This window comes from Geodermatophilus sp. URMC 60 (genome assembly GCF_053502585.1).
Genome location: NZ_CP199958.1, coordinates 1,929,074 through 1,953,123, shown reverse-complemented (window position 1 = coordinate 1,953,123; position 24,050 = coordinate 1,929,074). Strand labels below are relative to the sequence as shown.

General features: G+C 75.5%; 26 protein-coding genes. 11 read left to right on the top strand and 15 right to left on the bottom strand.

Annotated elements, in window-relative coordinates; genetic code table 11:
• Positions 1 to 216 precede the first annotated feature (216 nt).
• Positions 217 to 747 carry a tyrosine-type recombinase/integrase gene (locus ACWIX3_RS09415; protein WP_448612453.1) on the top strand — a complete coding sequence of 177 codons (531 nt, stop codon included), beginning with the start codon at positions 217 to 219 and terminating at the stop codon, positions 745 to 747.
• Here ACWIX3_RS09415 and ACWIX3_RS09410 read toward each other — a convergent pair.
• Both ACWIX3_RS09410 and ACWIX3_RS09405 read right to left on the bottom strand, forming a co-directional pair.
• The gene (locus ACWIX3_RS09410) at positions 721 to 1,053 is read right to left on the bottom strand and encodes a hypothetical protein (protein WP_448611811.1); all 333 of its coding nucleotides are present in this window, start codon (positions 1,051 to 1,053) and stop codon (positions 721 to 723) included. The two genes, ACWIX3_RS09415 and ACWIX3_RS09410, sit on opposite strands and share 27 nt — an antisense overlap.
• Before the next feature lie 262 nt (positions 1,054 to 1,315).
• Entirely contained in the window at positions 1,316 to 3,991 is a 2,676-nt protein-coding gene (locus ACWIX3_RS09405) for a putative bifunctional diguanylate cyclase/phosphodiesterase (RefSeq protein ID WP_448611810.1), read from the bottom strand.
• 290 nt (positions 3,992 to 4,281) lie between these two features.
• Between ACWIX3_RS09405 and ACWIX3_RS09400 the strand changes: the two genes are divergently transcribed.
• Positions 4,282 to 4,680, top strand: coding sequence for an MmcQ/YjbR family DNA-binding protein (locus ACWIX3_RS09400; RefSeq protein ID WP_448611809.1), 399 nt, complete (start codon positions 4,282 to 4,284; stop codon positions 4,678 to 4,680).
• A complete protein-coding gene (locus ACWIX3_RS09395; RefSeq protein WP_448611808.1) occupies positions 4,677 to 5,489 on the top strand; it encodes a glycoside hydrolase family 16 protein in 813 nt (270 codons plus the stop codon). The genes ACWIX3_RS09400 and ACWIX3_RS09395 overlap by 4 nt, the downstream gene beginning before the upstream one ends.
• A gap of 138 nt (positions 5,490 to 5,627) precedes the next feature.
• Here ACWIX3_RS09395 and ACWIX3_RS09390 read toward each other — a convergent pair whose 3' ends face one another.
• Entirely contained in the window at positions 5,628 to 6,131 is a 504-nt protein-coding gene (locus ACWIX3_RS09390; RefSeq protein ID WP_448611807.1) for an OsmC family protein, read from the bottom strand.
• 296 nt (positions 6,132 to 6,427) lie between these two features.
• Positions 6,428 to 7,336 (bottom strand): helix-turn-helix domain-containing protein, encoded by a 909-nt coding sequence (locus ACWIX3_RS09385; RefSeq protein ID WP_448611806.1) that lies wholly within the window; start codon positions 7,334 to 7,336, stop codon positions 6,428 to 6,430.
• Between the two features lie 133 nt (positions 7,337 to 7,469).
• On the opposite strand from ACWIX3_RS09385, the gene ACWIX3_RS09380 reads away from it, so the two are divergent.
• The gene (locus ACWIX3_RS09380; protein ID WP_448611805.1) at positions 7,470 to 8,141 is read left to right on the top strand and encodes a class I SAM-dependent methyltransferase; all 672 of its coding nucleotides are present in this window, start codon (positions 7,470 to 7,472) and stop codon (positions 8,139 to 8,141) included.
• Between the two features lie 21 nt (positions 8,142 to 8,162).
• Here the strand turns inward: ACWIX3_RS09380 and ACWIX3_RS09375 are convergent, their stop codons facing one another.
• The 4 genes from ACWIX3_RS09375 to ACWIX3_RS09360 form a co-directional block, all read right to left on the bottom strand.
• Positions 8,163 to 8,993 (bottom strand): alpha/beta hydrolase, encoded by an 831-nt coding sequence (locus ACWIX3_RS09375; RefSeq protein ID WP_448611804.1) that lies wholly within the window; start codon positions 8,991 to 8,993, stop codon positions 8,163 to 8,165.
• A gap of 1 nt (position 8,994) precedes the next feature.
• Complete coding sequence (locus ACWIX3_RS09370) at positions 8,995 to 10,545, bottom strand: acetolactate synthase large subunit (protein WP_448611803.1); 1,551 nt, start codon at positions 10,543 to 10,545, stop codon at positions 8,995 to 8,997.
• On the bottom strand, positions 10,542 to 10,862 hold the full coding sequence (locus ACWIX3_RS09365) for an EthD family reductase (RefSeq protein WP_448611802.1): 321 nt from the start codon (positions 10,860 to 10,862) through the stop codon (positions 10,542 to 10,544). The genes ACWIX3_RS09370 and ACWIX3_RS09365 overlap by 4 nt, the downstream gene beginning before the upstream one ends.
• Before the next feature lie 95 nt (positions 10,863 to 10,957).
• Positions 10,958 to 11,896, bottom strand: a complete 939-nt coding sequence (locus tag ACWIX3_RS09360) for an NADP-dependent oxidoreductase (RefSeq protein ID WP_448611801.1) — start codon at positions 11,894 to 11,896, stop codon at positions 10,958 to 10,960.
• 155 nt (positions 11,897 to 12,051) lie between these two features.
• On the opposite strand from ACWIX3_RS09360, the gene ACWIX3_RS09355 reads away from it, so the two are divergent.
• A complete protein-coding gene (locus tag ACWIX3_RS09355) occupies positions 12,052 to 12,753 on the top strand; it encodes a DUF4230 domain-containing protein (RefSeq protein WP_448611800.1) in 702 nt (233 codons plus the stop codon).
• A gap of 160 nt (positions 12,754 to 12,913) precedes the next feature.
• Here ACWIX3_RS09355 and ACWIX3_RS09350 read toward each other — a convergent pair whose 3' ends face one another.
• The gene (locus tag ACWIX3_RS09350) at positions 12,914 to 14,110 is read right to left on the bottom strand and encodes an acyl-CoA dehydrogenase family protein (protein WP_448611799.1); all 1,197 of its coding nucleotides are present in this window, start codon (positions 14,108 to 14,110) and stop codon (positions 12,914 to 12,916) included.
• Between the two features lie 146 nt (positions 14,111 to 14,256).
• Between ACWIX3_RS09350 and ACWIX3_RS09345 the strand changes: the two genes are divergently transcribed.
• The gene (locus tag ACWIX3_RS09345; RefSeq protein WP_448611798.1) at positions 14,257 to 14,817 is read left to right on the top strand and encodes a DUF4190 domain-containing protein; all 561 of its coding nucleotides are present in this window, start codon (positions 14,257 to 14,259) and stop codon (positions 14,815 to 14,817) included.
• Positions 14,818 to 14,907: 90 nt separating this feature from the next.
• Here ACWIX3_RS09345 and ACWIX3_RS09340 read toward each other — a convergent pair whose 3' ends face one another.
• From ACWIX3_RS09340 to ACWIX3_RS09330, 3 genes are all read right to left on the bottom strand, one after another.
• Positions 14,908 to 15,861, bottom strand: coding sequence for an HpcH/HpaI aldolase/citrate lyase family protein (locus tag ACWIX3_RS09340; RefSeq protein WP_448611797.1), 954 nt, complete (start codon positions 15,859 to 15,861; stop codon positions 14,908 to 14,910).
• A 62-nt stretch (positions 15,862 to 15,923) separates the two neighbouring features.
• On the bottom strand, positions 15,924 to 16,784 hold the full coding sequence (locus ACWIX3_RS09335; protein ID WP_448611796.1) for a DMT family transporter: 861 nt from the start codon (positions 16,782 to 16,784) through the stop codon (positions 15,924 to 15,926).
• Positions 16,785 to 16,959: 175 nt separating this feature from the next.
• On the bottom strand, positions 16,960 to 17,862 hold the full coding sequence (locus ACWIX3_RS09330) for a PhzF family phenazine biosynthesis protein (RefSeq protein WP_448611795.1): 903 nt from the start codon (positions 17,860 to 17,862) through the stop codon (positions 16,960 to 16,962).
• Positions 17,863 to 17,962: 100 nt separating this feature from the next.
• Here ACWIX3_RS09330 and ACWIX3_RS09325 point away from each other — a divergent pair, with 100 nt between their 5' ends.
• Both ACWIX3_RS09325 and ACWIX3_RS09320 read left to right on the top strand, forming a co-directional pair.
• Positions 17,963 to 19,201, top strand: coding sequence for a magnesium transporter MgtE N-terminal domain-containing protein (locus ACWIX3_RS09325; RefSeq protein WP_448611794.1), 1,239 nt, complete (start codon positions 17,963 to 17,965; stop codon positions 19,199 to 19,201).
• Positions 19,194 to 19,724, top strand: coding sequence for a DUF1003 domain-containing protein (locus ACWIX3_RS09320; RefSeq protein WP_448611793.1), 531 nt, complete (start codon positions 19,194 to 19,196; stop codon positions 19,722 to 19,724). Before ACWIX3_RS09325 ends, ACWIX3_RS09320 begins: the two co-directional genes overlap by 8 nt.
• 61 nt (positions 19,725 to 19,785) lie before the next feature.
• Here the strand turns inward: ACWIX3_RS09320 and ACWIX3_RS09315 are convergent, their stop codons facing one another.
• The gene (locus tag ACWIX3_RS09315) at positions 19,786 to 20,256 is read right to left on the bottom strand and encodes a DUF4188 domain-containing protein (protein WP_448611792.1); all 471 of its coding nucleotides are present in this window, start codon (positions 20,254 to 20,256) and stop codon (positions 19,786 to 19,788) included.
• A 72-nt stretch (positions 20,257 to 20,328) separates the two neighbouring features.
• Between ACWIX3_RS09315 and ACWIX3_RS09310 the strand changes: the two genes are divergently transcribed.
• Together ACWIX3_RS09310 and ACWIX3_RS09305 are read left to right on the top strand one after the other, a co-directional pair.
• Positions 20,329 to 20,943 (top strand): MerR family transcriptional regulator, encoded by a 615-nt coding sequence (locus ACWIX3_RS09310; RefSeq protein WP_448611791.1) that lies wholly within the window; start codon positions 20,329 to 20,331, stop codon positions 20,941 to 20,943.
• 162 nt (positions 20,944 to 21,105) lie between these two features.
• Positions 21,106 to 21,594, top strand: a complete 489-nt coding sequence (locus tag ACWIX3_RS09305) for a methylated-DNA--[protein]-cysteine S-methyltransferase (RefSeq protein ID WP_448611790.1) — start codon at positions 21,106 to 21,108, stop codon at positions 21,592 to 21,594.
• Between the two features lie 34 nt (positions 21,595 to 21,628).
• Here ACWIX3_RS09305 and ACWIX3_RS09300 read toward each other — a convergent pair whose 3' ends face one another.
• Both ACWIX3_RS09300 and ACWIX3_RS09295 read right to left on the bottom strand, forming a co-directional pair.
• A complete protein-coding gene (locus ACWIX3_RS09300) occupies positions 21,629 to 21,946 on the bottom strand; it encodes an AzlD domain-containing protein (RefSeq protein ID WP_448611789.1) in 318 nt (105 codons plus the stop codon).
• Entirely contained in the window at positions 21,943 to 22,701 is a 759-nt protein-coding gene (locus tag ACWIX3_RS09295; protein WP_448611788.1) for an AzlC family ABC transporter permease, read from the bottom strand. Before ACWIX3_RS09295 ends, ACWIX3_RS09300 begins: the two co-directional genes overlap by 4 nt.
• A 105-nt stretch (positions 22,702 to 22,806) precedes the next feature.
• On the opposite strand from ACWIX3_RS09295, the gene ACWIX3_RS09290 reads away from it, so the two are divergent.
• Complete coding sequence (locus tag ACWIX3_RS09290) at positions 22,807 to 23,955, top strand: diguanylate cyclase (RefSeq protein ID WP_448611787.1); 1,149 nt, start codon at positions 22,807 to 22,809, stop codon at positions 23,953 to 23,955.
• Positions 23,956 to 24,050: the final 95 nt, after the last annotated feature.

The window sequence follows — 24,050 nt, the reverse complement described above, 5'->3', positions numbered from 1 at the left end:
ACCACGCGGGTTAACGCCGTACGTGCGGCCCTCAAGTCCGCAGTACGGGATCGGGTCATCGCCATCGACCCCTCCGCAGGAATTCGGCTTCCTGCTAGACGACGCGCCGGGCACGCCATGGAGATTCCGACACCCGCACAAATCCGAGCGCTGATTGAAGGCTCCCGCCCTACCATGCAGGCATACCTGGGTGTCTGCGCCTAAGCTAGCCTTCGCCTGGGCGAGGCCTCAGCGGTCAATCTGGAGGATGTCGACTTCCTCGGGCGCCGACTGCACGTGCGCCGACAGGTGCAGCGCCGCCGGGGTGGTCCCGCTGAACTCCGGCAGCCCAAGTACGGATCCGAGCGAACGATCTACCTGCCGAACCGGCTTGTCGAGATGCTCGCCCGACACGTCGAACGGACCGGGGCGGCGGCCGAGGGTTGGCTGTTCTACATCAGCGACGGGCGTGCCATCCCGCCCAGCACCGCCAACTCGTGGTGGCAGTCCACCACCCGGACTGCGGGGACGCCGGGTCTGCACCTGCACGGGCTCCGACACTTCTACGCCTCCGGCCTGATCGCCGCTGGCTGCGACGTTGTGACGGTGCAGCGGGCGCTGGGGCACCGATCGCCGTCCACCACGCTGGACACCTACTCCCACCTGTGGCCCTCGGCCGAGGACCGCACCCGCGCGGGCGCCGCCAGCCTGACGGATCTCGTTTTCGGTGCTTCTGCGGACTCAGTGCGGACCAAGGACGCGCAGTAGGTCCTTGAGCTGCGAAAACCGTATCGCGGGCTTGTTGACCCAGGTCTCCTCCACCTCCGGGTCGTCCAGCCACCGCTGCAGCGGCCCGAACCCGGCCACCCGGTCGAGCACGTCGCGCACGACCACGTCGGGGTCGCCGATCGGCGGCAGCGCCGAGGTCAGCGACCGCTCGGAGTAGTCGGCCACCACGTCACGCACCAGCAGCCGCACCGGACCGGGGTCGGTGAACGGGTCCAGCCCGCGCCGGCGGATCAGCTCCCGCACCTCGCCATCGACGTCCTCCAGCGCACTGGTCGCAGTCGGCACGGCACCCCCGTCGTTCACCCGGTCAGGACGACGACGGACAGTAGGAGGACCGGGCAGTCCGCGGGCGCCGGTCACCACGATCTGTGGACAGCGGACGCGCGGCCCCACCCGGTCGGGTGTCACCCGACGCCAGCGGCGGTGATCGATCACGGCGCCGCCCGCGCCTACGGCTTCGCCGACCCGAGCCATCTCACCCGGCGGTTCCGGGCGCGTTCAGGACACGCCGCGGAAGTACAGCGCAACTCGGCGGGCCGACGCCCGATCAGGTGCGGGGCAGCTCGGCAGCGGGAGCGCCCGGGCGCTGGCCCAGCAGCAGCAGCTCGGCGTCCGTGGCCTCCAGCGGCGCGGCGAAGAGGAAACCCTGCCCGCTGATGCAGCGGCCGTCGAGCAGCCGGGCGCGCTGGGCCTCCGACTCCACACCCTCGGCCACGACCTCGAGGTCCAGGGCTCGACCGAGGTCCACCAGGCCGCGGACGATCGGGGGCAGCCCGCCGTCGCCGGTGATCGTGGCGACGAAGGACCGGTCGATCTTCAGGACGTCGACCGTGAACTGCCGCAGGTAGCCGAAGGACGAGTAGCCGGTGCCGAAGTCGTCGAGCGCGAGCCGTACGCCGAGGGCCCGCAGCGCGGACAGGGACTCGGCGGCGCGCTCGGGATCGCTCACGAGTGCGGTCTCGGTGACCTCCAGGACGAGGGCCGACGCCGGCAGGCCGCTCGCGGCCAGCGCCGTCCGGACGTGGTCGAACAGCTCGGGCGAGGCCAGCTGCACCGCCGAGACGTTGACCGACATCGTCGTGTCCGCGGCCGCAGGGTGTTCGCGTCGCCAGGTGGCCGCCGTCCGGCAGGCCTCGCGCAGCACCCAGGCGCCGATCTCACCGATGAGGCCGAGGTCCTCGGCGACGGGGACGAAGCGGTTGGGCGGCACGGCGCCGAGGGTGGGCGACTGCCAGCGCAGCAGCGCCTCGAAGCCGAGCACCCGCTGGTCGGCCAGGTCGACGACGGGCTGGTAGACCAACCGGAACTGGTCAGCGGCGAGCGCGCCGGCCAGCTCCTGCTCGAGCCGGCGCTGCTCGACGGCAGCTGCGCGCATGTCCGGGTCGAAGACCACCAGGCGGCCCCGGCCGGAGACCTTCGCCGCGTACATGGCGATGTCGGCCTCCTGGACGAGCGACTCCCCGGTGGCGTCCTCCCCCGCCAGGGCGATGCCGACACTGCCGCTGACGGTGACCCGCTGGCCGGCCAGCTCCACCGGGTGAGCGAGGACGTCGAGCACGCGGTGGGCCGTCGTGCGGGCCGCGTCCGCGCCGTCGCCGGAGCACTCGACCAGGATGGCGAACTCGTCCCCGCCGAGCCGGGCGACGGTGTCCCCCGTGCGGACCGCCGACCGGAGCCGCTCGGCCACCTCCCGCAGCAACGCGTCGCCGGCCTGGTGGCCGAGGGTGTCGTTGACCGCCTTGAAGCCGTCGAGGTCGATGAAGACGACCGCCGCCGAGGCGTCCCCGCGGTCACGGCGGCGCAGGGCCTGGCCGACGCGGTCGGAGAAGAGCGCCCGGTTGGCCAGGCCGGTGAGGGCGTCGTGGAAGGCCTGGTGGGTCAGCGCCTCCTCCGCGCGCTTGCGGTCGGTGATGTCGGTGATGTGGACGACGACGCCGCCGACGTCCGGGTCGGTGCTCAGGTCGGCCAGCCGCACGCCGATCCACCGCTGCACGCCGTCGTCGCGCCGGCACGGGAGCTCGGCGTCCACGACCGCGCCGCCGGCCGACAGCGCCTCGCCGAACACGCGCCGGGCCTGTGCCCGGTCGACGCCGGACAGCCGCACGAGGTCGCCGGAGGTGAACTCCTCCCCGGCCTCCACGCCGAGGACGCTGCGCATCGAGGCCGGGTGGCTGAGCAGGTGGCCGTGCACGGAGAAGACCGCGACCGCGTCCGAGGAGTGCCGTGCCAGGGCGGCGCTGTAGCGCTGCTGCGAGCGGACCAGCGCCCGAGCGGCGGCCTCGGCGCGCAGCACGCGGGCGACCCGCACGAAGACCAGCAGGGCGAGCACGAGGGTGCCGCCGAAGACGGTCATCGGCGCCCCCCCGGTGCCGGTCACCCCGCGGACGACCTCGAGCCCGGCGGGCACGAGCAGGGCGCCGAGGCTGACCGCCAGCCGGGCCAGCGAGGGGACGGCGTCGACCGGCTCGGCCGCAGCGCGCTCCGGCCGGCCGCGGTGGCCGGCAGCGGCGGCCAGCAGCAGCGCGCCGAGCAGCCAGCCGGTGTCGAACCAGACGCTGGAGACCTCGGGGTCGGCCACGAGCAGGAAGCCCAGGTCGGAGCCGAACCAACAGGCGGCGCCGGCGGCGACCGCGAGCGGCGCACGCTCGCCGCGGGAGCGGGTGACGACCAGCCGGAACACCAGGCCGATGAAGGCGGCGTCCAGCGCCGGGTAGAGCGCCCAGACGACGCGGGTGAGCACCGGCAGGGAGCCGTCGCCGACCGTGCCGGCGACCGACAGCTGCCAGACGACCAGGAGCATCGCGACGAACACGCCGGCCCCGTCGAGCCAGCCGTCGACCTGCTGTCCCCGCGAGCGGCCGCGGGTGTTGGCCATCCGCCACAGGCCGAGGGCCAGCGCGAGGTAGCCACCCAGGTAGGCGACGTCGGCCACGGAGATGTCGGGGACCGAACCGGTCCAGCTGTAGCCGAACCACACCACGTCGCCGACGGTGGTGAGGGTCACGCCGAGCGCGACCAGCGCGGCGGCCGACCGCCGCCCCTGCCGCAGCGCGCCCCACGAGGCTGCTCCCGCGGCCGCCGCCATCACCCCGAGGTAGAGGGCGTCGGCCGCTCCGGTCCCGTACACGGCGGCGTGGGCCGTCAGCACGACGGCGACCAGCGCCAGCCGGCCCCCGGACGCCGGTCCGCGCCGGCCTGCCCGCTGGGACGACCCTGCGCTCACCCCGCCACCGCCTCGCTCGTCGATGCTGTCGCGGACCGCATCGACCAGCGCCGGCTCCCGCTGTACGACCCTGCTCGCCCGGTCACCCCTGTGGGGGAGCCGGGGCGCCGCACCCCTGTGGCTCCGGCCGACGCTGGCTACGGGCCGGACCACGACGAGTGTGCCTGCTGGGGGCCACCACCGCCGTCGAGGAGTGCTCCGGATCGCGACCAGCGGACCCAGCGGGAACCTCGCGGACGGCGAGGGCGAGGACGGGCCCCGGGGCGGCCGCGTCGGGCTAGCCTGCCGGCGTGCCCGGCTGGGAGGACGTCCGCGCCCTCGCCCTCGCCCTCCCCGAGGTCGGCGAGCGGACATCGCGTGGTCATCCCGAGTGGCGGGTGCGCGATCGGCTGTTCGTCTGGGAGCGGCCACTGCGCAGGGCCGACCTCGCCCACCTGGGCGACCGGGCACCGGACGCGCCGCCGCTGGGCGCGTGGGTGCCCGACCTCGGCGCGAAGGAGGCGCTCCTGACCGACGACCCCGGCACCTACCTGACGACGCCGCACTTCGACGGCCACCCGATCGTGCTCGCCCGACTCGACCGCATCGACCCCGGCGAGCTCGAGGAGCTGGTGACGGAGGCATGGCTGGCCCGGGCGCCCCGGCGGCTGGCACGCGCGTGGCTCGACGACGCCCCGCCGGCCAGGTGACCCCGCCGACCGCGGGCCCCGGTCGGCTGGACCGCTCCGGGTACGACCTGGAGTTCGCCGAGGACTTCACCGGCGCGGAGGTCGACCCGCGCCGGTGGATGACCCGCTACCTGCCGCACTGGACGACCCCCGACCGGTCGGCGGCCCGGTACGACCTGCTCCCCGGGGTGCTCCGGCTCCGGATCGACGCCGACCAGCCCGCGTGGCGCTCCGACGACGGCGAGCTGCGGGTGTCGAACCTCCAGACCGGGTCGTTCTCCGGCGGGGTGGGGTCCGACCGCGGGACCCACCGTCACCGACCCGACCTCCGGGTCGCGACCGCCGCCCCCACCCGTCGGCTGTACACGCCGAGCAGCGGGCTGGTCGAGGCGCGGCTGCGGGCCACCTCCGACCCGACCTGCATGCTCGCGGTGTGGCTCGTGGGCCTGGAGGAGGCCGCGCCGGACCAGGCCGGCGAGATCTGCATCGCCGAGCTGTACGGCCACGCCGTCGGCCCGGGCGGCTCGACGGTGCGCCTGGGCGTCAAGGCCCACCACGACCCCCGGCTCGAGACGGACATGGCCGACGTCGCCCTCGATCTCGACGCCACGGACTGGCACTCCTACGCCGTGGCGTGGGACGCCGGTGAGACGCGGTTCTACGTCGACGACGAGCTCGTCCGGGTGGTCCCGCAGGGCCTCGCCTACCCGCTGGTGCTGATGGTCGACCTGTTCGAGTTCCCCGCCGGGGCCGGCAGGGACCCGGCGGCCTATCCGAAGCTCGCCGAGGTCGGCCAGGTCCGTGGGTACCGACCGGCCTCCGACCGTTAGGGGCGACGGACCACCACCTGGACGTCCCGGCCGGCTGCGCCCGCCCGACCGGAACGTCGTCTCATCGCCGGCCGTCGCCTCTGCCCCGCATGGTGGGCGGGGAGTGCGGACGCGCGGCCCACCCACACGGCCGCCGGGTCAGGCGCGGCGGACCGTCAGGTGCGGCGGCTGCGCCAGGGTCCGGGCGACCACGCAGTAGCGCTCGGTCAGCTGCGCCAGCCGGTCGAGGGTGGCGTCGTCGGCGTCGGTGTCGAGCTCGGCGTCCACGGTGATCGTGCCCATCCCGACCGGCGTCTCCTTGGAGACACCGAGCGTCCCGCGCGCGTCCATCTCGCCGCGAGCGCTCAGCCGGGCCGAGCGGATCTCCACGCCCATCGCCGTCGCCACGCTGCGCATCGTCACCCCCGCGCACGCCAGCAGCGCCTGCAGCAGCATGTCCCCCGAGCAGGCGTCGCTGCCGTCGCCACCGGTCGAGGTGTGCAGTCCGGCACGGGCGGGGCCGGCCCACGTCTGCACGGTGCAGGTGACGCCCGGATCGGCGAAGGCGGCCTCGGCGTGCATGCTCACGCAGGCCGACGCCGGGTCGTCGCGGTACTGCTGCTTGAGCGGTGCCTGCAGGTCCCGCAGCGCTGCGGCGTCCATCCCGGGCCTCCGTGTGTCGTCGAGGGCCCCATGCTCGCCGGGCGCAGCGGGCACCGCCAGGGGACCGGGGTCCCCGGTCCCCCGGTGCGAGGTCGGTCGTGGCGGCCGTCGTGCCCGGAGGCGTCGTGCCCGGAGGCGTCGTGCCCGCCCGCCGCCGGCTCGTCGGCCGCGGAGGCCACACCTCCGGGCAGGACCCGGCGGACGGGCGGACGACGCCCGTCGCGGAACTCCCGCGTTCCGCACCCCGCTGTGCGGCTGCGGCCACCGACCGGCGGTGTCAGCGGTCCCGCAGCCCGTCAGCGCGAGCGGCCCGCCCGGCGCCACTCCTGCGGCGGGACGCCGTGCGCGGCGCGGAACCGCCGGATCAGGTAGCCCGCATCGGCGTAACCCACCCGGCCGGCCACCGCCTGCACCGTCAGGTCGGTCTCGGCGAGCAGCCGGCGGGCCTCGGCGAGTCGCCGCTCGGTGATCCACTGCTGCACCGTCCGCCCCGTGCGCCGGCCGACCACCGTCGTCAGGTGCCCGGCCGACAGCCCCACCGCGTCGGCGACCTCGCGCAGCGAGATGGCCTCGGCGTACCGCCGCTCGATGACGTCGAAGACCGCGGCCAGCAGCGGGTCGTCGCGCAGCCGCAGGTGTCCCGGGACGTCGGCCGCCAGCCGGGCCAGCTCCACCAGCAGCAGGGTCAGCTGGGCCAGCGCGGCCTCGGCGTAGCCCTCTCGCCGCTCCTGCAGCTCGCGGTCCAGCTCGGCGAACCGTCGGGACCACGCGGGCCGGTCCGCCTCGGGCACCGACAGCCGCTGGACACCACCGACCCGGTGGCCGACGAACGGGAACAGCAGCGGGTGGGCCCGCCAGGACCCGAACGAGCCCGGGCTGCGCCGCTCCACCGCGTCCGGCGGGAAGAAGGCCGACCACACCGCCGCCTCGGCGGGGAACCCGCTCACCTCCGGGGTCACCACCTCCCCCGGAGCGACCACGAAGAGGTCGCCGGTCGTGACCTCCCACCACCGGCCGTCGAGGCACAGCCGGCCGGTGCCGCGCTCGACCAGGCTCAGCACGAGGAAGTCGTGCGCGTGCGCCCCGCGCAGCCGGTCCGGGACGGGCCCGTGGGTCCCCTCGAGCCGGGTGACGGTCACCGGCGGCCGTCCCGCGACCCGCTCGTACCCGTAGACCGGCGCACCGTCGACCCGGCGCCCGGTCATCGGCCGGCCGACGGGCCGCCGAGGTCCGGAAGATGGTCCCATCCCGACCGATGTCCCGCCCTTGTCGTCTCGCGTGTGGCGGTCGAGGGTAGCGCTGACGGCCAGAGGATCGTCCACGACGGAGGGGATCGGCATGAGTGGCACGACCAGCAGCACGGGCACGCGGACGGCGGTGACCGGCGGCGAGCGCAGCTTCCTCCCCGGGATGCGGCAGGAGTGGCTGCTGCCCCTCTACGACCCGTTCACCCGGCTGGCCGGTGTCGGGCGCATCCATCGGCTACTGCTCGACCAGGCCGGCCTCCGGCCCGGCCAGCGCGTGCTGGAGATCGGCTGCGGCACCGGCAACCTGCTGCTCGCGGCCAAGCGGGCCCAGCCCGAGGCGGTCGTCGTCGGACTCGACCCCGACCTCGCCGCACTGGCGCGCGCCCATCGCAAGGCCCGCCGCCGCGGACTGGCCGTCCAGCTGGACCGCGGATACGCCGACGAGCTGCCCTACGCCGACGACAGCGTGGACGTCGTCCTCTCCTCCTTCATGCTCCACCACCTGCCGGCCGGCGAGCGCGAGGCGGCCCTGCGCGAGGCGCTCCGGGTGCTGCGGCCCGGGGGTGCGCTGCACCTGGTGGACGCCGGCGGGGAGGACGGCGCGGCCCACGGCCGGGGGCACCGCCACCGGATCCCCCGGGAGTTGCTCGTCGACGACATCCCGGGCCTGCTCCGCCGGGCCGGCCTCGCCGAGGTCGTGGAGACCGGGTCCGACGTGCACCGCTGGGTCGGCCGGTACGCGTTCTACCGCGGGACCGCCTGAGCAGACCGGCGACCACCCCGGTCAGCGGCCGGCCAGCTCCACGACCGCGTCGACGAGCGCGTCGCCGTCCAGCAGCACGCGGTCGTTGTGGTCGGCGCCGGGAACCTCCACCAGCCGGTGCAGACCGACCGCCGCCGCGGCGACGGTGCGGCTCTGCGCCGGCGGGACGATCGAGTCGGCGTCCCCCAGCACCACCGTGGTCGGCACCCGGATCGTCGCCACCCGCTCCGCCACCGGGTACCGGTCGCGCAGCAGCGCACGCACCGGCAGGAACGGGTAGTGCTCGGCGCCGACCGATGCGAGGTCGACGAACGGCGAGCGCAGCACCAGCCCGGCCGGCGGGTGCTCGGTCGCCAGCTCGGTGACGACCGCGGCTCCCAGGCTCTCGCCGAGGTACAGCAGCCGGTCCGGCGGCACCCCGGCCTCCTCCAGCAGGTGGGTGCGGGCGGCGCGCACGTCCCGCGCCAGCCCCTCCTCGCTGGGACTGCCGGGGTTGCCGCCGTAGCCCCGGTAGTCGAACAGCAGCACCGCCAGCCCCCGCCCGGCCAGCGCCGCGGCCAGCGGCACCCGCAGCCCGCGGTGCCCACCGTTGCCGTTGGCCACCAGCACGGCGGGTGCCGCCGCGTCGCGGCCCGGCACGAACCAGGCCCCCAGGCGCAGGCCGTCGGAGGTCTCCAGGACGACGTCCCGGGCACCGGGCAGCACCGTGGCCGCCGCGGGGACCGGGCCGTCGTCGGGCAGGTAGACCAGGCGCCGCTGCAGCCCCCACAGGAGACCGGTCAGCACGGCGAGGACGACGGCGACGACGGCCACCGTGCGGGCCAGGCGCCGGACCGGACCCCGTGCGGGCATCTCACCTGCGGCCGGGCAGCACCGCGTCGACCAGGTGGGGGCCGGGCGCGGCCAGCGCCGCCCGCAGCTGCTCGGCCAGCTCCTCCGCGGTCGTGGCACGGGTCGCGGGCACGCCCATGCCGGTGGCCAGCGCGACGAAGTCCAGCGACGGCCCGCCCAGGTGCAGCAGCTCGCCGGCGCGCTTGCCGTCCTCGGCCGCACCGACCCGCGACAGCTCGTGCTCGAGGATCGCGTAGGAGCCGTTGTCGCAGACGACGACGGTGACGTCGAGCTGCTCGCGGGCCATCGTCCACAGCGCCTGGATCGTGTACATCGCGCTGCCGTCGGCCTGCAGGGCGAGCACCGGCCGGTCCGGGCAGGCCACCGCCGCGCCCACGGCCATCGGCAGCCCGTCGCCGATCGCGCCGCCGGTCAGCGCCAGCCAGTCGTGCCGCGGGGCCCCGGCGGTCAGCTCGGCCAGGCCGACGCCGGAGGTCAGCACCTCGTCGACCACGACCGCCCGCTCCGGCAGCAGCGCCCCGACGACGGCCGACATCGCCCGCGGCGTCAGCTTGCCGCTCGGCAGCTCGGGCCGGGAGGCCTCCAGCACCTCCGCGCGTGCGTCCGGTGCGGCGACCCCGGCCAGCGCCCGCACCGCCGCGACGCCGTCCTCCCCCGGCGCGGACAGCACGTGCACGGTGCAGTCCGCCGGCACCGGCGTGCCGGGCACGTCCGGGTAGCCGAAGAAGTGCACGGGCGACGTGGCGCCGGCCAGGACCAGGTGGCGGGTGCCGGCCAGCGCGGCGATCGCCATCTCCGGCGGGTAGGGCAGCTTCGGGAGGTCGGGCAGGCCGGCGCCGCGCACCGCCCGCGCCGAGAACGTCTCGGCCATCAGCCGCGCGCCGGTGCCGGCGGCGACCCGCCCGGCGGCCAGCAGGGCCTCCTCGCTGGCGACGACGTCCCCGCCGAGGAAGAGCACGGCCGGCTCGCCGGAGGCCAGCACCGCGGCCACGTCGTCCACCACCGACGGCGCCACCTGCGGAGCCGGGCGGACCGGCTGCGGCGGAGCCGGCTCGGCGCCGTCCTCCCACGACACGTCGGCGGGCAGCACCAGGGTGGCGATCCCGCGCCGGGCGGACTCGGCGACCGCCTCGGCGGCGTCGGCGGCGACGTCGGCCGGCGACAGCGAGCGGCGCAGCCAGCCCGACACCGCGCCGGCCAGGGCGTCGAGGTCGGACTCCAGCGGCGCGTCCAGCCGCTTGTGCGAGCGGGCGTGGTCGCCGACCACGTTCACCAGCGGCGCGCGGCCGCGGCGGGCGTTGTGCAGGTTGGCCAGGCCGTTGGCCAGCCCCGGGCCCAGGTGCAGCAGCGTGGCCGCGGGCTTCCCGGCCATGCGCGCGTAGCCGTCGGCGGCGCCGGTCGCGACGCCCTCGAACAGCGTCAGGACGCCGCGCATCTCGGGCACGTCGTCGAGCGCCGCGACGAAGTGCATCTCCGACGTGCCGGGGTTGGCGAAACAGACGTCGACCCCCGCGCCGACGAGGGTCCGGATGAGTGCCTGTGCGCCGTTCACCGGGCGGCGTGCACCTCGTTCACCTCGTAGTGCGTCATGGTCGCGCCGCCGGTGGCGAAGTTGGCCACGTCCTCGGCGGCCGCCTTCCCCTCCGCGGACGTGAACGCGGCACCCATCTCCTGCTCGGACTCGAAGTCCAGCTCCGCCACCAGGTACGGCGCGGGCTGCGACGGGTCCAGCGCCTGCGGGGAACCGGTGGTCAGCCGCACCAGGCCGGGCATCTTCGTGGCGAGCGGGGTGTGCGTGTCGCGGTAGTAGGCGTCGAACGCCGCCGGGTCGTCGGGCTGCCCGTAGCTGACGACGAGTCTGTGCACCATCTGCCGCACCTCCGCACCAGGCCGGGCTCCGCTGCCCGGGACCGCCCTCACCCTGTCAGGACAGGACGACCTCCCGCCACCGCGGGACCGCGCTCTCAGAAGGTGAGCACCAGCCGTCCGCGGACGCCGCCGCGCGCGAGCCGCCGGTGGGCCTCGGCGGCCTGCTCGGCGGGCAGCGTGCCGGCCACGCGCAGGGTCAGCACGCCGTCCTCGGCCTGCTGGCGCAGCCGGTCCAGCGCCGCCCGGTCCTGCGCCACCCGCCGCACCAGCGTCGGGTGCACCCGCAGCCCGCGCTCGCCGGTGCCGCGGTAGCCGCGCACGGTCGCCACCGCCCCGCCGTCGCGCACGGCGGGCAGCACCAGCGCGTCCTGCACCGCGCCGTCGGCCAGCCCGTGGACACCGTCCGGGAACTGCTCGCGGATCCGCGCGGCGACGTCGTCCCCCCGCCGGACGACGACGTCCGCGCCCAGGTCGCGCACGAGCTGCTCGTCGGCCTCGGAGGCGTCCGCGACGACGGTCAGCCCGTCGGCCTTCCCCAGCTGGACGACGTAGCCACCGAAGGCCCCGGCCGCGCCGGTCACCGCGAGCACCTGGCCCGGCTGCAGCCCCATGAGGTCCAGCGCCAGCCGCGCGGTGAGGCCGTTCATCGGCAGGGTCGAGGCCTCGGCGTCCGTGCTGCCCTCGGGCGAGCGGGTCACCGAGGCGGCCGGCAGCACCAGGTCCTCCCGGTAGGCCCCGTGTGCGCCGGAGGGGACGACGACCGCCATCACCCGGTCGCCCACCCGCAGGTCGGTGTCGGTGTCGGGGCCGATCTCGGCGAGCACCCCGGCGGCGTCCATGCCGGGCACGTACGGGAACTCCTGCACCGGGTCGCGCCCGGCGTAGGCGCCCTCGCGCAGGTGGGTGTCGGTGGGACTGACCGCCGCCGCGGTCACCTGCAGCCGCACCTGACCCGGCCCCAGCGGCTCGGGCGGGACGTCGACGACGTGCAGGGCCTCCGGCCCACCGAACTCGGTCACCCCGACGGCTCTCATGCCCGCAGCCTCGCCGACACCGGCCGGCCGCGCTCCGGCGGGGTGGTACCGCACGACCGGCGTGTCGGGAATGGTGGGCGGGTGCCGGTCGCTGCACGACCTGAGCACCGCACGACCTGAGCACCGCACGCCCGCCCCGACCCGAGAGGCCGAGCATGCCCACGCTGCTGTCGTCCCGCCCCGTCTCCCTCGACCCGGGTCCGCGCCGGCGGCGCCGCCTCCGCCCGAAGCTGGTGGCGGCCGGGATCGGCCTGGCCGTGCTCGTGCCCGTCGGCGTGCAGGTGGCCGACTGGCTGCCCGACCAGCCGCTGGGTCAGGACGTCGTCGACACCAGCACTCCTCCGCTGCTGCTGGCTCTCGAGGACCTCTCCGAGTACCACGCCGCGACCGGCACCTTCCAGGTCGTCGTGGAGCGGGAGGTCGACACCCGGTACGTGCCGTCGGTGATCAGCGGCGAGTCGGTCAGCTTCCTGGCCACCGGCACCGCCGACGCCTACGTCGACTTCGCGGGCCTGGACGCCGGCCGGGTCACCCTCTCCCCCGACGGCACGTCGGCCAGCATCGCGCTGCCCGCCCCGCGGCTGGGCGAGGTGCGCATCGACCCGGCCGAGAGCCGCGTCCTCGACCGCGACCGCGGGCTGGTCGAGCGGGTCGGCGACGCGCTCGGCGACAACCCGGTCGACGACAGCGAGCTGTACGCGCTGGCGGAGGACCGGCTGGCCACCGCGGCCGTGGCGAGCGACCTGCGCGAGCGCGCGGAGGTCAACACCCGCGACATGCTGACCGGTCTGGCCCGCTCCCTCGGCGTCCAGCAGGTCGAGGTCACCTTCGACGAGCCGGCGGACAGCGCCGGCTGAGGAATACCCCTGCCCCGGCCCCGTCCAGGGCACCGCCTGAGCTCGCGGAGGGCGGGGAGGACGGGGTCCTCCGTCCTGCAGGGGGCCTTCGGCGGACACACCGCGGCCCCGGCGTCCTCTCCACGAGGACGCCGGGGCCGCGGTCGTCAGGGGTCCTCGTTCAGCGCTTGAGGGCGTACTCCTTGAGCAGACCCCGGCTGATGATCGTCTTCTGGATCTCGCTGGTGCCCTCGCCGATGAGCAGGAACGGCGCCTCGCGCATGAGCCGCTCGATCTCGTACTCCTTGGAGTAGCCGTAGCCGCCGTGGATGCGGAAGGACTGGGTGGTCACCTCGGCGCAGTACTCGCTGGCCAGCAGCTTGGCCATGCCGGCCTCCACGTCGTTGCGCTTGCCGGCGTCCTTGAGCCGCGCGGCCTTGACCATCAGCGCGTGCGCTGCCTCGACCTTGGTCGCCATCTCGGCGAGCTGGAAGGCGATCGCCTGGTGCTGGGCGATCGGCTTGCCGAAGGTCTCCCGCTGCTGGGCGTAGGCGATGGCCAGCTCGAAGGCGCGGATCGAGATGCCGCAGGCCCGCGCGGCGACGTTGACCCGGCCGACCTCGACGCCGTCCATCATCTGCGCGAAGCCCTTGCCCGGTACCCCGCCGAGGACGGCGTCCGCGCCGATCCGGAAGCCGTCGAACACCAGCTCGGTGGTGTCGACGCCCTTGTAGCCCATCTTGTCGATCTTGCCGGGGACGGTGAGCCCGGGGACGACCTCGCCGAAGCCCGCCGGCTTCTCGACCAGGAAGGTGGTCAGGTTCTGGTGCGCCTTCTCGGCGCCCTCGTCGGTGCGCACCAGGGCGGCGACCAGCGTGGAGCTGCCGCCGTTGGTCAGCCACATCTTCTGGCCGTCGATGACGTAGCCGTCCCCGTCCCGCCGGGCCCGGGTGCGGATGCCGGCGACGTCGGAGCCCAGCCCCGGCTCGGACATCGAGAACGCGCCGCGCACCTCGCCGGTGGCCATGCGCGGGAGGAAGCGGTCCCTCTGCTCCTGCGTGCCGTGCTGGAGGACCATGTAGGCGACGATGAAGTGGGTGTTGATGACGCCGGAGACGCTCATCCAGCCGCGGGCGATCTCCTCGACCACCAGGGCGTAGGTCAGCAGCGACTCCCCGAGCCCGCCGTACTCCTCGGGGATCATCAGCCCGAAGATGCCGAGTTCCTTGAGCCCGTCGACGATCTCCTGCGGGTACTCGTCGGCGTGCTCGAGCTCCTGGGCGTGCGGGATGATCTCCTTGTCGACGAACGTCCTGACGGTCGACAGGATCTCCTGCTGGACGTCGGTCAGGTCGGCGGTCTGCGCCAGACGGGTCATCGCGTCGCTCCTCCGGGGACTCCGGTGTCCGGGTTACCGGTGAGTATGGAGCACCGCGGGACGCCGTCCGCGTGTGCCTGCTCACTCAGGGGAGCCGTACGCGTCTAGCGTTCGCACCAGCAGATCCCGACCGCCGGAGGACGACGATGACGCAGGACGACGCCCACCGCGGCGCCCCCGACCCCTCGCCGTCCGCGGGCGGCGGGGCCTCGCGGCAGCCCGGTCACCCGCCGGTGCCCTCCTACGGCGCACCGGGCTCCACCGCCGCCGGCCAGGGGACCGGCGCGGCCGGTCAGCAGGGCTCGGGGCCCCGACCCGGGTACGGCGCACCGCCCGGGTACGGCGGCCAGCCCGCCTACGGGCAGCCCGCGTACGGCCCGCCGCCCGGGTACGGCGGCCAGCCCGGCTACGGCCAGCCCGCCTACGGCCCGCCCGGCTACTGGCCGCCGCCGGGCTACGGCTACCCGCGGCCGACCAACACGCTGGCGATCCTGTCGCTGGTGATGGCGTTCGTCTTCAGCCCGGTCGGGCTGGTGCTCGGCATCGTGGCCCGCCGGCAGATCCGGCAGACCGGCGAGCAGGGCGACGGCCTGGCGCTGGCCGGGATCATCGTGGGCGGCATCGGCACCGCGCTGGCCGTGCTCGGCTTCCTGTTCTTCATCCTCGCGCTGGCCGCGGCCGGCTCCTCGGGCGCCTTCGCCCCCTGAGAGGACCCCGTCCTCCCCGCCCCTCGCAGGCTCGGGGCGGGACCCCGGGACGAGGCCGGCGGGCCCCTGCAGGGGTCCGTACGCGGGGGCTCAGCCCTCCGGCGGGGTGAAGGTCGAGGTGCGCTGCATGCCGGCGGCGCGGCCCTTGCCGGCGATGACCAGTGCCATCTTGCGGCTGGCCTCGTCGATCATCTCGTCGCCGAGCATCGCCGAGCCCTTCTTGCCACCGGCCTCCGAGGTGGACCAGTCGTAGGCGTCGAGGATGAGCTCGGCGTGGTCGTAGTCCTCCTGGGACGGGGAGTAGATCTCGTTCGCCGCGTCGACCTGGCCGGGGTGCAGCACCCACTTGCCGTCGAACCCCAGGACGGCCGACCGCTTGGCGACCTCGCGGAAGGCGTCGACGTCGCGCACCTGCAGGAAGGGCCCGTCGATGGCCTGCACGCCGCGGGCGCGGGCGGCCATGAGGATCTGCATGAGGATGTAGTGGAACGGGTCGCCGGCGTAGTCCGGGTGCAGGGCGCCGACCACCAGCGACTTCATGTTGATGCTGGCCATGAAGTCGGCCGGGCCGAAGATGATCGTCTCGATCCGCGGGCTGGCGAACGCGATCCGGTTGACGTTGATCAGGCCCTGCGCGGTCTCGATCTGCGCCTCGATGCCGATCCGGCCGACCTCCAGGCCGTTGGCCTTCTCGACCTGCGTGAGCAGCATGTCGAGGGCCTGCACCTGAGCGGCGTCCTGGACCTTCGGCAGCATGATGCAGTCGAGGTTCGCGCCGGCGCCGCCGACGACCTCGATCACGTCGGTGAAGGTCCACTCCGTCGTCCAGTCGTTGACCCGGACGGTGCGGATCTTCTCCCCCCAGCCGCCCTCGTTCAGGGCCGCGACGATGTTCTTGCGGGCACCGGGCTTGGCCAGCGGCGCGCACGCGTCCTCGAGGTCGAGGAACACCTGGTCGGCACCCAGGCCCTTGGCCTTCTCCAGGAAGCGCGGGTTGCTGCCGGGGACGGCGAGGTTGGAACGGCGGGATCGGAGCTCGGCCACGGTGCCTCCGCTGGATCGGGGTCGGTTCGCCACCGGAGGGTAGCGACGGGCTCCTACCGCGCTCAGGTGCCCGGCTCGGCCAGGCCCGCCGGGCGGCTGGCCCGGACCACCAGGCCGACGCCGACGACCACCAGCGCCACCCCGGGCAGCGCCAGCAGCGGCGGCACCTGCTGCAGCAGCACGAGGGCGAACAGCAGGGCGCCGGGCACCTCGAGCAGGATCACCAGGCTGACCATCGTCGGGCCGACCGAGGACAGCACCAGGTTGAACAGCGTGTGCCCGAGCAGCTGGGCGCACACGGTGATCGCCGCGATGAGCGCCCAGTCCCGCGCGGAGAAGCCGACGAGCGGGTCCCCCACCAGGACGGCGGCGACGGCGATGGTCGCCGCGCAGACCGAGTAGCAGACCACCGCGTACGCCGAGGTGGAGAGCCGCTGCCGGGCGCGTGCCCCGGCCAGCACGTAGCCGCCGGCGCAGATGGCGCCGAGCAGCGCCAGCCCGTCACCGGCGAGCGCGCGCGGGCTCACCGTGACGTCGACCCCCGCGATCAGGGCGACGCCGAGGACCGCGAGCACCAGGCCCGCCCACGTCGCCGAGGGCAGCCGCACGCCACTGACCCGCGCGACCAGCGCCGTCCAGATCGGGGTGGTGGTGACCAGCGCTGTGGCGGCGGCGACCGTCGTCATCGAGAGGCTGGGCAGCCAAGCGGCGAAGTGTGCGGCGAGGAAGAGGCCGGCGACGACGGAGCTGGTCAGGTCGCGCGGCCGCAGCCCGGCCAGCACCGACCGCTCGCGCAGCAGCAGCACCGGCAGCAGGACCGCCGCGCCGCCGAGGTTGCGCCAGAAGGCCAGCGCCAGCATCGGCGCGGCCAGCATCGTGGTCAGCGGCGCCGAGAGCGAGACGCCGACGACCGCGACCGCCATGATCCCGACGTCCCGCCCCCCGGGCCGGTGCAGCGCCCAGGCGCCGGCCGGGCGGCCCCCCTGCAGGGTCCCCGGCCCCGTCCCGGGTCCCGCCCCGAGCCTGCTAAGGGTGGGGAGGACGGGGTCCTCCTCCGAGTGGTGGGGCGCAGGGGGGTCCTTCATGGGTCCGTCGACGTCACGGGACCCGGATGCGGCCGCGGGCAACCGGCACGACCGCGCCGCGGACCGTGGCCGCGACCGCGCGGCCCCCCGAGGCGGTGACCGTGCAGGACAGCACCGACGGCCGGCCCATCGCCTCGCCCTGGTGCACGACGTAGGACGACGTCCCCTCCGGCGCGAGCAGGCCGGCGGCGACGAGCCAGACGCCGGTGCCCAGCGCCGCGGAGCCGGTCGCCGGGTCCTCGCCCCAGGCCAGGTCGGCGGCGAACACCCGGGCGCGGGCGGTCGCGGTCGCGCCGTCCCAGGAGAGCACCGAGACGCCCTCCCCCACGCCGTGCTCGCCGAGCAGCGCGGGGACCGGCGCCGCGTCGTCCACCACCTCGGGGCGGACGGCGAGGAAGGCGAAGGGCAGGCCGCAGCCGGCGACGTGCGCGGGCAGCCCCACGGCGTCCGCCCCGGCGAGCCCCAGGGCTGCGGCGAGCGCGGCCGGGTCGGGGCCGTCCTCGAGGGTGGGGCGGCCGCCGGACAGCGTCGCGCCGTCGTCGTCGACGACCACGTCGAGGATCCCGGCGCCGCACTCCTGGCGCAGCGTGCCGGCGGGCAGCCGGCCGGCGCGGACCAGCGCGGACGCCGCGCCCACGCTCGGGTGCCCGGCGAAGGGCAGCTCCGCGTACGGGGTGAAGATGCGCACCCGGTAGTCGGCCCTCGGACCGCCGGCCGACCCCGGGTGGTTCGCGCCCGGCCCGGTGGGTGCCGAGAGGAACGACGTCTCCGACAGGTGGAACTCGCCGGCCAGCGCCTGGCACTGCTCGGTGGTGAGCTCGTCGGCGTCGAACACCACGGCCAGCGGGTTGCCGGCGAAGGCGCGCGGCGCGAAGACGTCGACGACCTCGTAGTACAGCTCACCGGGGACGGCCACGGGCCGACGGTAGCCTCAGCGCTCGGTGACCGGGCTGGCGAGGTCACGCACGGGCACAGCACCCCGGCACGGGGCCGACGAGCGCCAGCGAGGAGGACCCGTGACGACGGCGACCAGGGCGTACGTCTCCCGGCTCGCCGGGCTGCCCGTCTTCGACCCCAATGGCGACCGCGTCGGCAAGGTCCGGGACGTGGTGGTGGCGCTGCGCGTGGGGACGGCGGCGCCGCGCGTGCTGGGCCTGGTCGTCGAGGTGGTCGCCCGACGCCGCATCTTCGTGCCGATGGGCCGGGTGACCACGCTGGACCCGGGCTCGGTCGTGCTCTCCACCGGCACGCTGAACCTCAAGCGCTTCGAGCAGCGGCGCGGGGAGACGCTGGTGCTCGGCGAGCTGCTCGACCGCCGGGTGCACATCGCGGAGTCCGGCCGGCCGGCCACCGTCGTCGACGCCGGCATCGAGCAGACCCGCACCGGCGACTGGGTGCTCTCCCGCCTCGCCGTCCAGGAGCCGGGCCGGCTCGGCCGCCGGGGCCAGCTGAACCAGCTCGACTGGGACGAGGTGACCGGGCTGGCGCTGCCGCAGACCGGGCAGGGCGCCGAGACGCTGATCGCCACCTACCGCGAGCTCAACGCCGCCGACCTCGCCCACGCGCTGCAGGACCTGCCGATCCAACGGCGGCACGAGGTCGCCGAGGCGCTGGACGACGAACGGCTGGCCGACGTGCTGGGCGAGCTGCCCGAGGCCGACCAGATCACCATCCTGGGCACGCTCCACGAGGGGCGGGCGGCCGACGTGCTCGAGGTCATGGACCCCGACGACGCCGCGGACCTGCTGGCCGAGCTGTCCAACGTCGACCGCAACCGGCTGCTGGAGCTCATGGAGCCCGACGAGGCCGAGCCGGTGCGCCAGCTGCTGAAGTACTCCGAGGACACCGCCGGCGGGATCATGACCAGCGAGCCGGTGATCCTCACCCCGGACGCCACGATCGCCGAGGCCCTCGCCCGGGTCCGCGAGCCGGCACTGAGCCCCGCGCTGGCCAGCCAGGTGTACGTCTGCCGGCCGCCGTCGGCCACCCCCACCGGCCGGTACCTGGGCCTCGCGCACATCCAGGGCCTGCTGCGCGAACCGCCGTCCACCCTGGTCAGCGGGGTGCTCGATGACCTGGAGCCGCTGCGGCCGGAGGCCCCGCTGGCCGAGGTGACCCAGTACTTCGCCACCTACAACCTGGTCGCCGCCCCGGTCGTCGACGCCCAGGGGCGACTCGTCGGCGCGGTGAGCGTGGACGACGTCCTCGACCACCTGCTCCCCGAGAACTGGCGGGAGCGGGCCCGCCGTGGCTGAGGGGCGCCGGCTCGACGTCCCGAGGGGGGCCCGGGGCTTCGGTGACTTCCTGCGGCTGGACCCCGACGCCGTCGGCCGCTTCGCCGAGGGGATCGCGCGGTTTCTGGGCACCGGCCGGTTCCTCGCCGTCCAGACGGTGGTCGTGGTGGTGTGGATCCTGCTCAACGTCTTCGCCGTCCGGCTGCAGTGGGATCCCTACCCGTTCATCCTGCTCAACCTGGCCTTCTCCACCCAGGCCGCCTACGCCGCGCCGCTGATCCTGCTGGCGCAGAACCGGCAGGCCGACCGCGACCGGGTGCAGGCCGAGGAGGACCGGGCACGGGCGGCGCAGACGCGGGCCGACACCGAGTACCTGGCCCGCGAGCTGGCCGCACTGCGGGTGGCCATCGGTGAGCTGGCCACCCGCGACTTCATCCGCGGCGAGCTCAACCGGCTGACCGAGGAGAGCCCCGAGGAGGCCGAGCGGCGGGAGCGCAAGGCCCGGAGGAAGCGGGAGGCCGCGGCCCGCGAAGCGACCGGCTGAGCGGCCCCCTCGCAAGTGTCCCGCCGCGAGCCTGCGAGCGGTGGGGGGCAGCGGGGTCCTCTCAGCCGGCGAGGCGGGCCGCCGCCCGGTCCAGCCGGCCGGTCACCTGGCGGGCTCCCGTGGCGGCGGCCAGCCCCTGCACCGGCAGGTCGACGTAGACGCTCTCGGCGCGGGCGACCTGGTAGGTCTCGTGCCAGACGCCGACCGCGCCCGGGATGCGGCGGGCGCGCCGGTTGAACGCGGTCCACGCGGGGCGGTGCCGGGCCCCGGTGTCGGTGGCGTAGCGGTAGACGTCCTCAACGCTGCGCCAGTACTGGACCAGCACCGGCCCCCGCAGGCCCAGCGTCATGCGGTAGCCGAGGAAGCCCGAGTCGGGGTCCCGCGCGAGCTCGGCGAGCATGGGGCCCATCGCGGCCAGGGTGGGCAGCCAGGCGTCGGGGCGGTGCAGCGCGTTGATGCGCATCCCGATCAGGAAGACGGTGAGGTCCCCCTCGTGGGTGTGGGTCCAGCGGCCCCGGGCGATGCGTGCCATGCCGTCCTCCTGATTGGATAGCGCCAGTGTCCAACTCTAGAGAGTGACACTATCCAATGTCTAGGGGGGCGCGTGCAGATCTCCGAACTGGCCCGTCGAGCCGGCGTCCCGCTGGCGACCGTGAAGTACTACCTGCGCGAGGGGCTCGTGCCACCCGGCGAGCTGACCGGCGCCACGCGCGCCCGCTACGACGAGGAGCACCTGGAGCGGCTGCGGCTGGTCCGCGCCCTGCTCGGCCCGGGGGGCCTGTCGGTGGCGCGGGCGCGCGCGGTGCTGGCCGCCGTCGACGCCCCGGACACCTCGGTGCACGCGGCCCTGGGTGCCGCGCACCGGGCGCTGCCCGGCGTCGGCTCCCAGGGGCCGACCGACGTCGGGCAGGCCCACGACCTGCTGCGCCGCCACGGGTGGCGGGTGGCCGACGACTCCCCCGCCCTCGTCGCGCTGGCCGCCGCCCTCGAGGCGCTGCGCGCCGCCGGAGCCTCGCCGACCGACGAGCTGCTGGACCGCTACGCCGAGGCCGCCGGCCGCATCGGCGAGCAGGACGTCGCCGGGGTGCCGACCGCCTCCGTGGCCGAGGCCGTCCGCTTCGTGGTGGTCAACACGGTGCTGCTCGAGCCGGTGCTGCTGGCACTGCGCCGGCTGGCCCAGGAGGACGCCTCCCGCCGCCGGTTCCCGGACGGTTGCTGAGGGGTCAGCCGAGCAGCGCCGCGAGGACGGCCAGGCCCCGGCCGGCCGGCCAGGTGGGCAGCGCGGCTGATTGCTGTCGGTCCCCCGCTCTACCGTCTCCACCCGAGGAGGACCTCACGTCCGGCGCCGATCGGTCGTCTACCGGGCCTGGGGACGTTGACGATGAGCAGGACGCACACCGTGGTGCCGTCGCCGATCGGCCCGCTGACCGTCGTCCGGGACGAGGACGGCGCGCTCGTGCGGCTGGCGATGTCGCCTCCGGGCGCGCTCGCGGCGGACGCGCTCGGCGAGCGGGCCGACGCGGGGTTCGAGGACGTCGCACGCCAGCTCGCCGAGTACTTCGCCGGCGAGCGGACCGCCTTCCACCTGCCCTTGCGGCCCGTCGGCAGCCCCTTCGAGCTGGCCGTGTGGGACCAGCTGACCCGCATCCCGTACGGCGAGACGCGCTCCTACGGGTACGTCGCTGCGGCGGTCGGCGAGCCGGGCGGCGCCCAGGCCGTCGGCGCGGCGAACGGGAGGAACCCGATCGCGGTCGTGGTGCCCTGCCACCGGGTGATCGGCGCCGACGGCAGGCTGGTCGGGTTCGGCGGGGGGCTACCTCGCAAGCGCTTCCTGCTCGACCTGGAGCAGCGCGCGGACCGGCTGTTCTGACGTGCGGCGGAGCCGATCGAGCCGCCGCGCCGGGTCAGCCGGCGAGGACGTGCACCAGCGCGCCGGTCACCCCCGCCAGCAGCAGCACGACGATGAACGGTGCCCGCAGCGCCAGCGCGAGTGCGGCGACCACCAGTCCGGCCAGCCGCCCGTCGAGGACCAGCGCCGGACCAGACGTGGCCGCCTGGACGGCGACCAGCGCAGCCAGCAGCGCCGCCGGGACGAACTCCACGACGCGGGTCACCCACGGCCGCTCGACCCAGCCGGCCGGCACTGACAGCCCGGCCAGCTTGAGCAGGTAGCACCCCACGGCGGCGACGAGGACCACCACCCACAGCGTCCCGCTGCTCACGAGTCCTCCTCGCCGGCGCTCGTCGGCCGCGTCCGCGGGGCTGCTCCGTCGTCGGGGGAGCTCGCGAGCTCGCCCACCTCCGGCCGCGGCCGCCCCGCCAGCGCCACCGCGACGACGGCGGCCACGACCTGCACCCCGGCGGGCACCACCGGGGTGAGCAGCAGCGCGACGACCGCACCGCCGAGGGCGACCCGCCGCTGCACCGCTGCCTCCGGATATCCCCGCCGCAGCCGCGGCCACAGCAGCGCCAGGAACGCCGCGGGGACGACCGCGTCGAGCGCGGCCTGCGCCGTCGCGCCGAGCCCCGAGGCACCGAGTGCGCCGAGGACCGTGGTCAGGTTCCAGCCCACGTAGATCGTCGCCCCGGTGGCCCAGAACGCCAGCCGACCCAGCTCGCGGTCGGGGGCGGCGACGGCCATCGCGGTGGTCTCGTCGATGACCCAGTGCGCGGCGCCGACCCGGCGGAGCACGCCGCGCGGGGCGAGCAGCGGTGCGAGCCGGACGCCGTAGACGGTGTTCCGCGTGCCCAGCAGCAGCGCGCTGCCGATCGCGGCGAGCCCGCCGCCCCCGGCGCCGAGGACGCCGACCAGCGCGAACTGGGAGGCGCCGGTGAACATCACCGCCGAGAGCACGAGCGCCTGCCAGACGTCGAGGCCGGCGGCGTCCGCGGCGGCGCCGAACGCGACTCCGTACAGGCCGACCGCCAGGCCCAGGCCCACGGCGTCGCGGAGGGTGGCGGTGCGTGCGGCGGACACGGCAGCGAGGCTAGCCAGGAGTCCGCCCTCCCCCGGCACCCCTCCGAGGGGGCAGGGGCGGGTTGCCGGGCTGCAGGAGGACCCCCCGGGTCCCGATGCAGAGGCGTGAGCACTCCCCGGCCGCCGCACCGGCCGACCCTCGCCGAGGACCGGCTGGCCCGGGCACGGGAGTCGGCCCTGTGGACCTCGGGTCTCGCGACGGTCGTCGCCCCCTTGTGGTCCGGTCTCGACCTGGCGCTCGAGCCGCAGATCGCCCGGGACCTGGTCACCGCCCGGCTGGTCTGCCTGCTGCCCATGCTGCTGGCCGTCTGGGCGCTGTGGCGGCTGCCGATCGGCCGCCGGCAACCCGAGCTGCTCGTCTGCGCCGTGCTGGTGTCGGTGCAGTCGGAGATCGCCTGGATGGTCCCCCGGGTGGAGCACACCGAGGTCTACCTGCTCGGCTTCACGCTGAGTGTCATGGCCAGCGGCTGCCTGGTGGTCGCCCGGCCGGTGTGGACCGGCACGCTCGTCGCCGTCACCTGGACGGCGTTCGGGGTCGCCGTCCTCACCGCGCCGACGTCCATGCCGGCGCAGGAGGTGCTCGCCGCCGGGTTCTACCTCGGCACCGCCTCCGTCGTCGGCGTGCTCGCCCACTCCCAGCGCTACCGGCTGACCACCCGGGAGTCGGCCGCCCGCACCGCGCTCGAGGAGGAGCAGGAGCGCACGCGGGCACTGCTCGCCCGGCTGGACCGGCTCAGCCACGAGGACCCGCTCACCGGCCTGGCCAACCGCCGCCGGTGGGACGCCGAGCTGACGGAGGCCTGCGCCGCGGCCCGCCGGGCGGGGACGTCGCTGGCCGTCGTCCTCGTCGACGTCGACCGCTTCAAGCAGGTCAACGACCGGCACGGCCACACCGGCGGGGACGAGGCGCTGCGGCTCATCGCGAGCGCCCTGACTGCCCGGGTGCGGGACGGGGACGTCGTCGCCCGCCTCGGCGGGGACGAGCTCGCCGTGCTGCTGCCGGGCACCGACCCGGGCCGTGCGATCGCGCTGGCCGAGGAGCTGCGCGCCGCCGCGCTCGGGCTGGGCCTGTCCGGGAGGGGACCGGGCTCGCTGACCCTGTCGCTGGGGGTGGCGGTCGCCTCCGGGCGCGAGGCGGTGCCCGAGCGGCTCACCGTCGAGGCCGACGCGCACCTCTACCGCGCCAAGGCGACCCGCAACGCCGTGTGCGCCGGCCCGTGGACGCCGACGGCCCCGGTGCCGGTGGGCGGCTGAGCAGTAGATCACCCTCCGGACGACGGCCGGGCCGCGCGACGGCCGTACAGTGGCAGGAGGCCCGTGAACGCAGGTCACCGCCGTTCCTCGGCGGA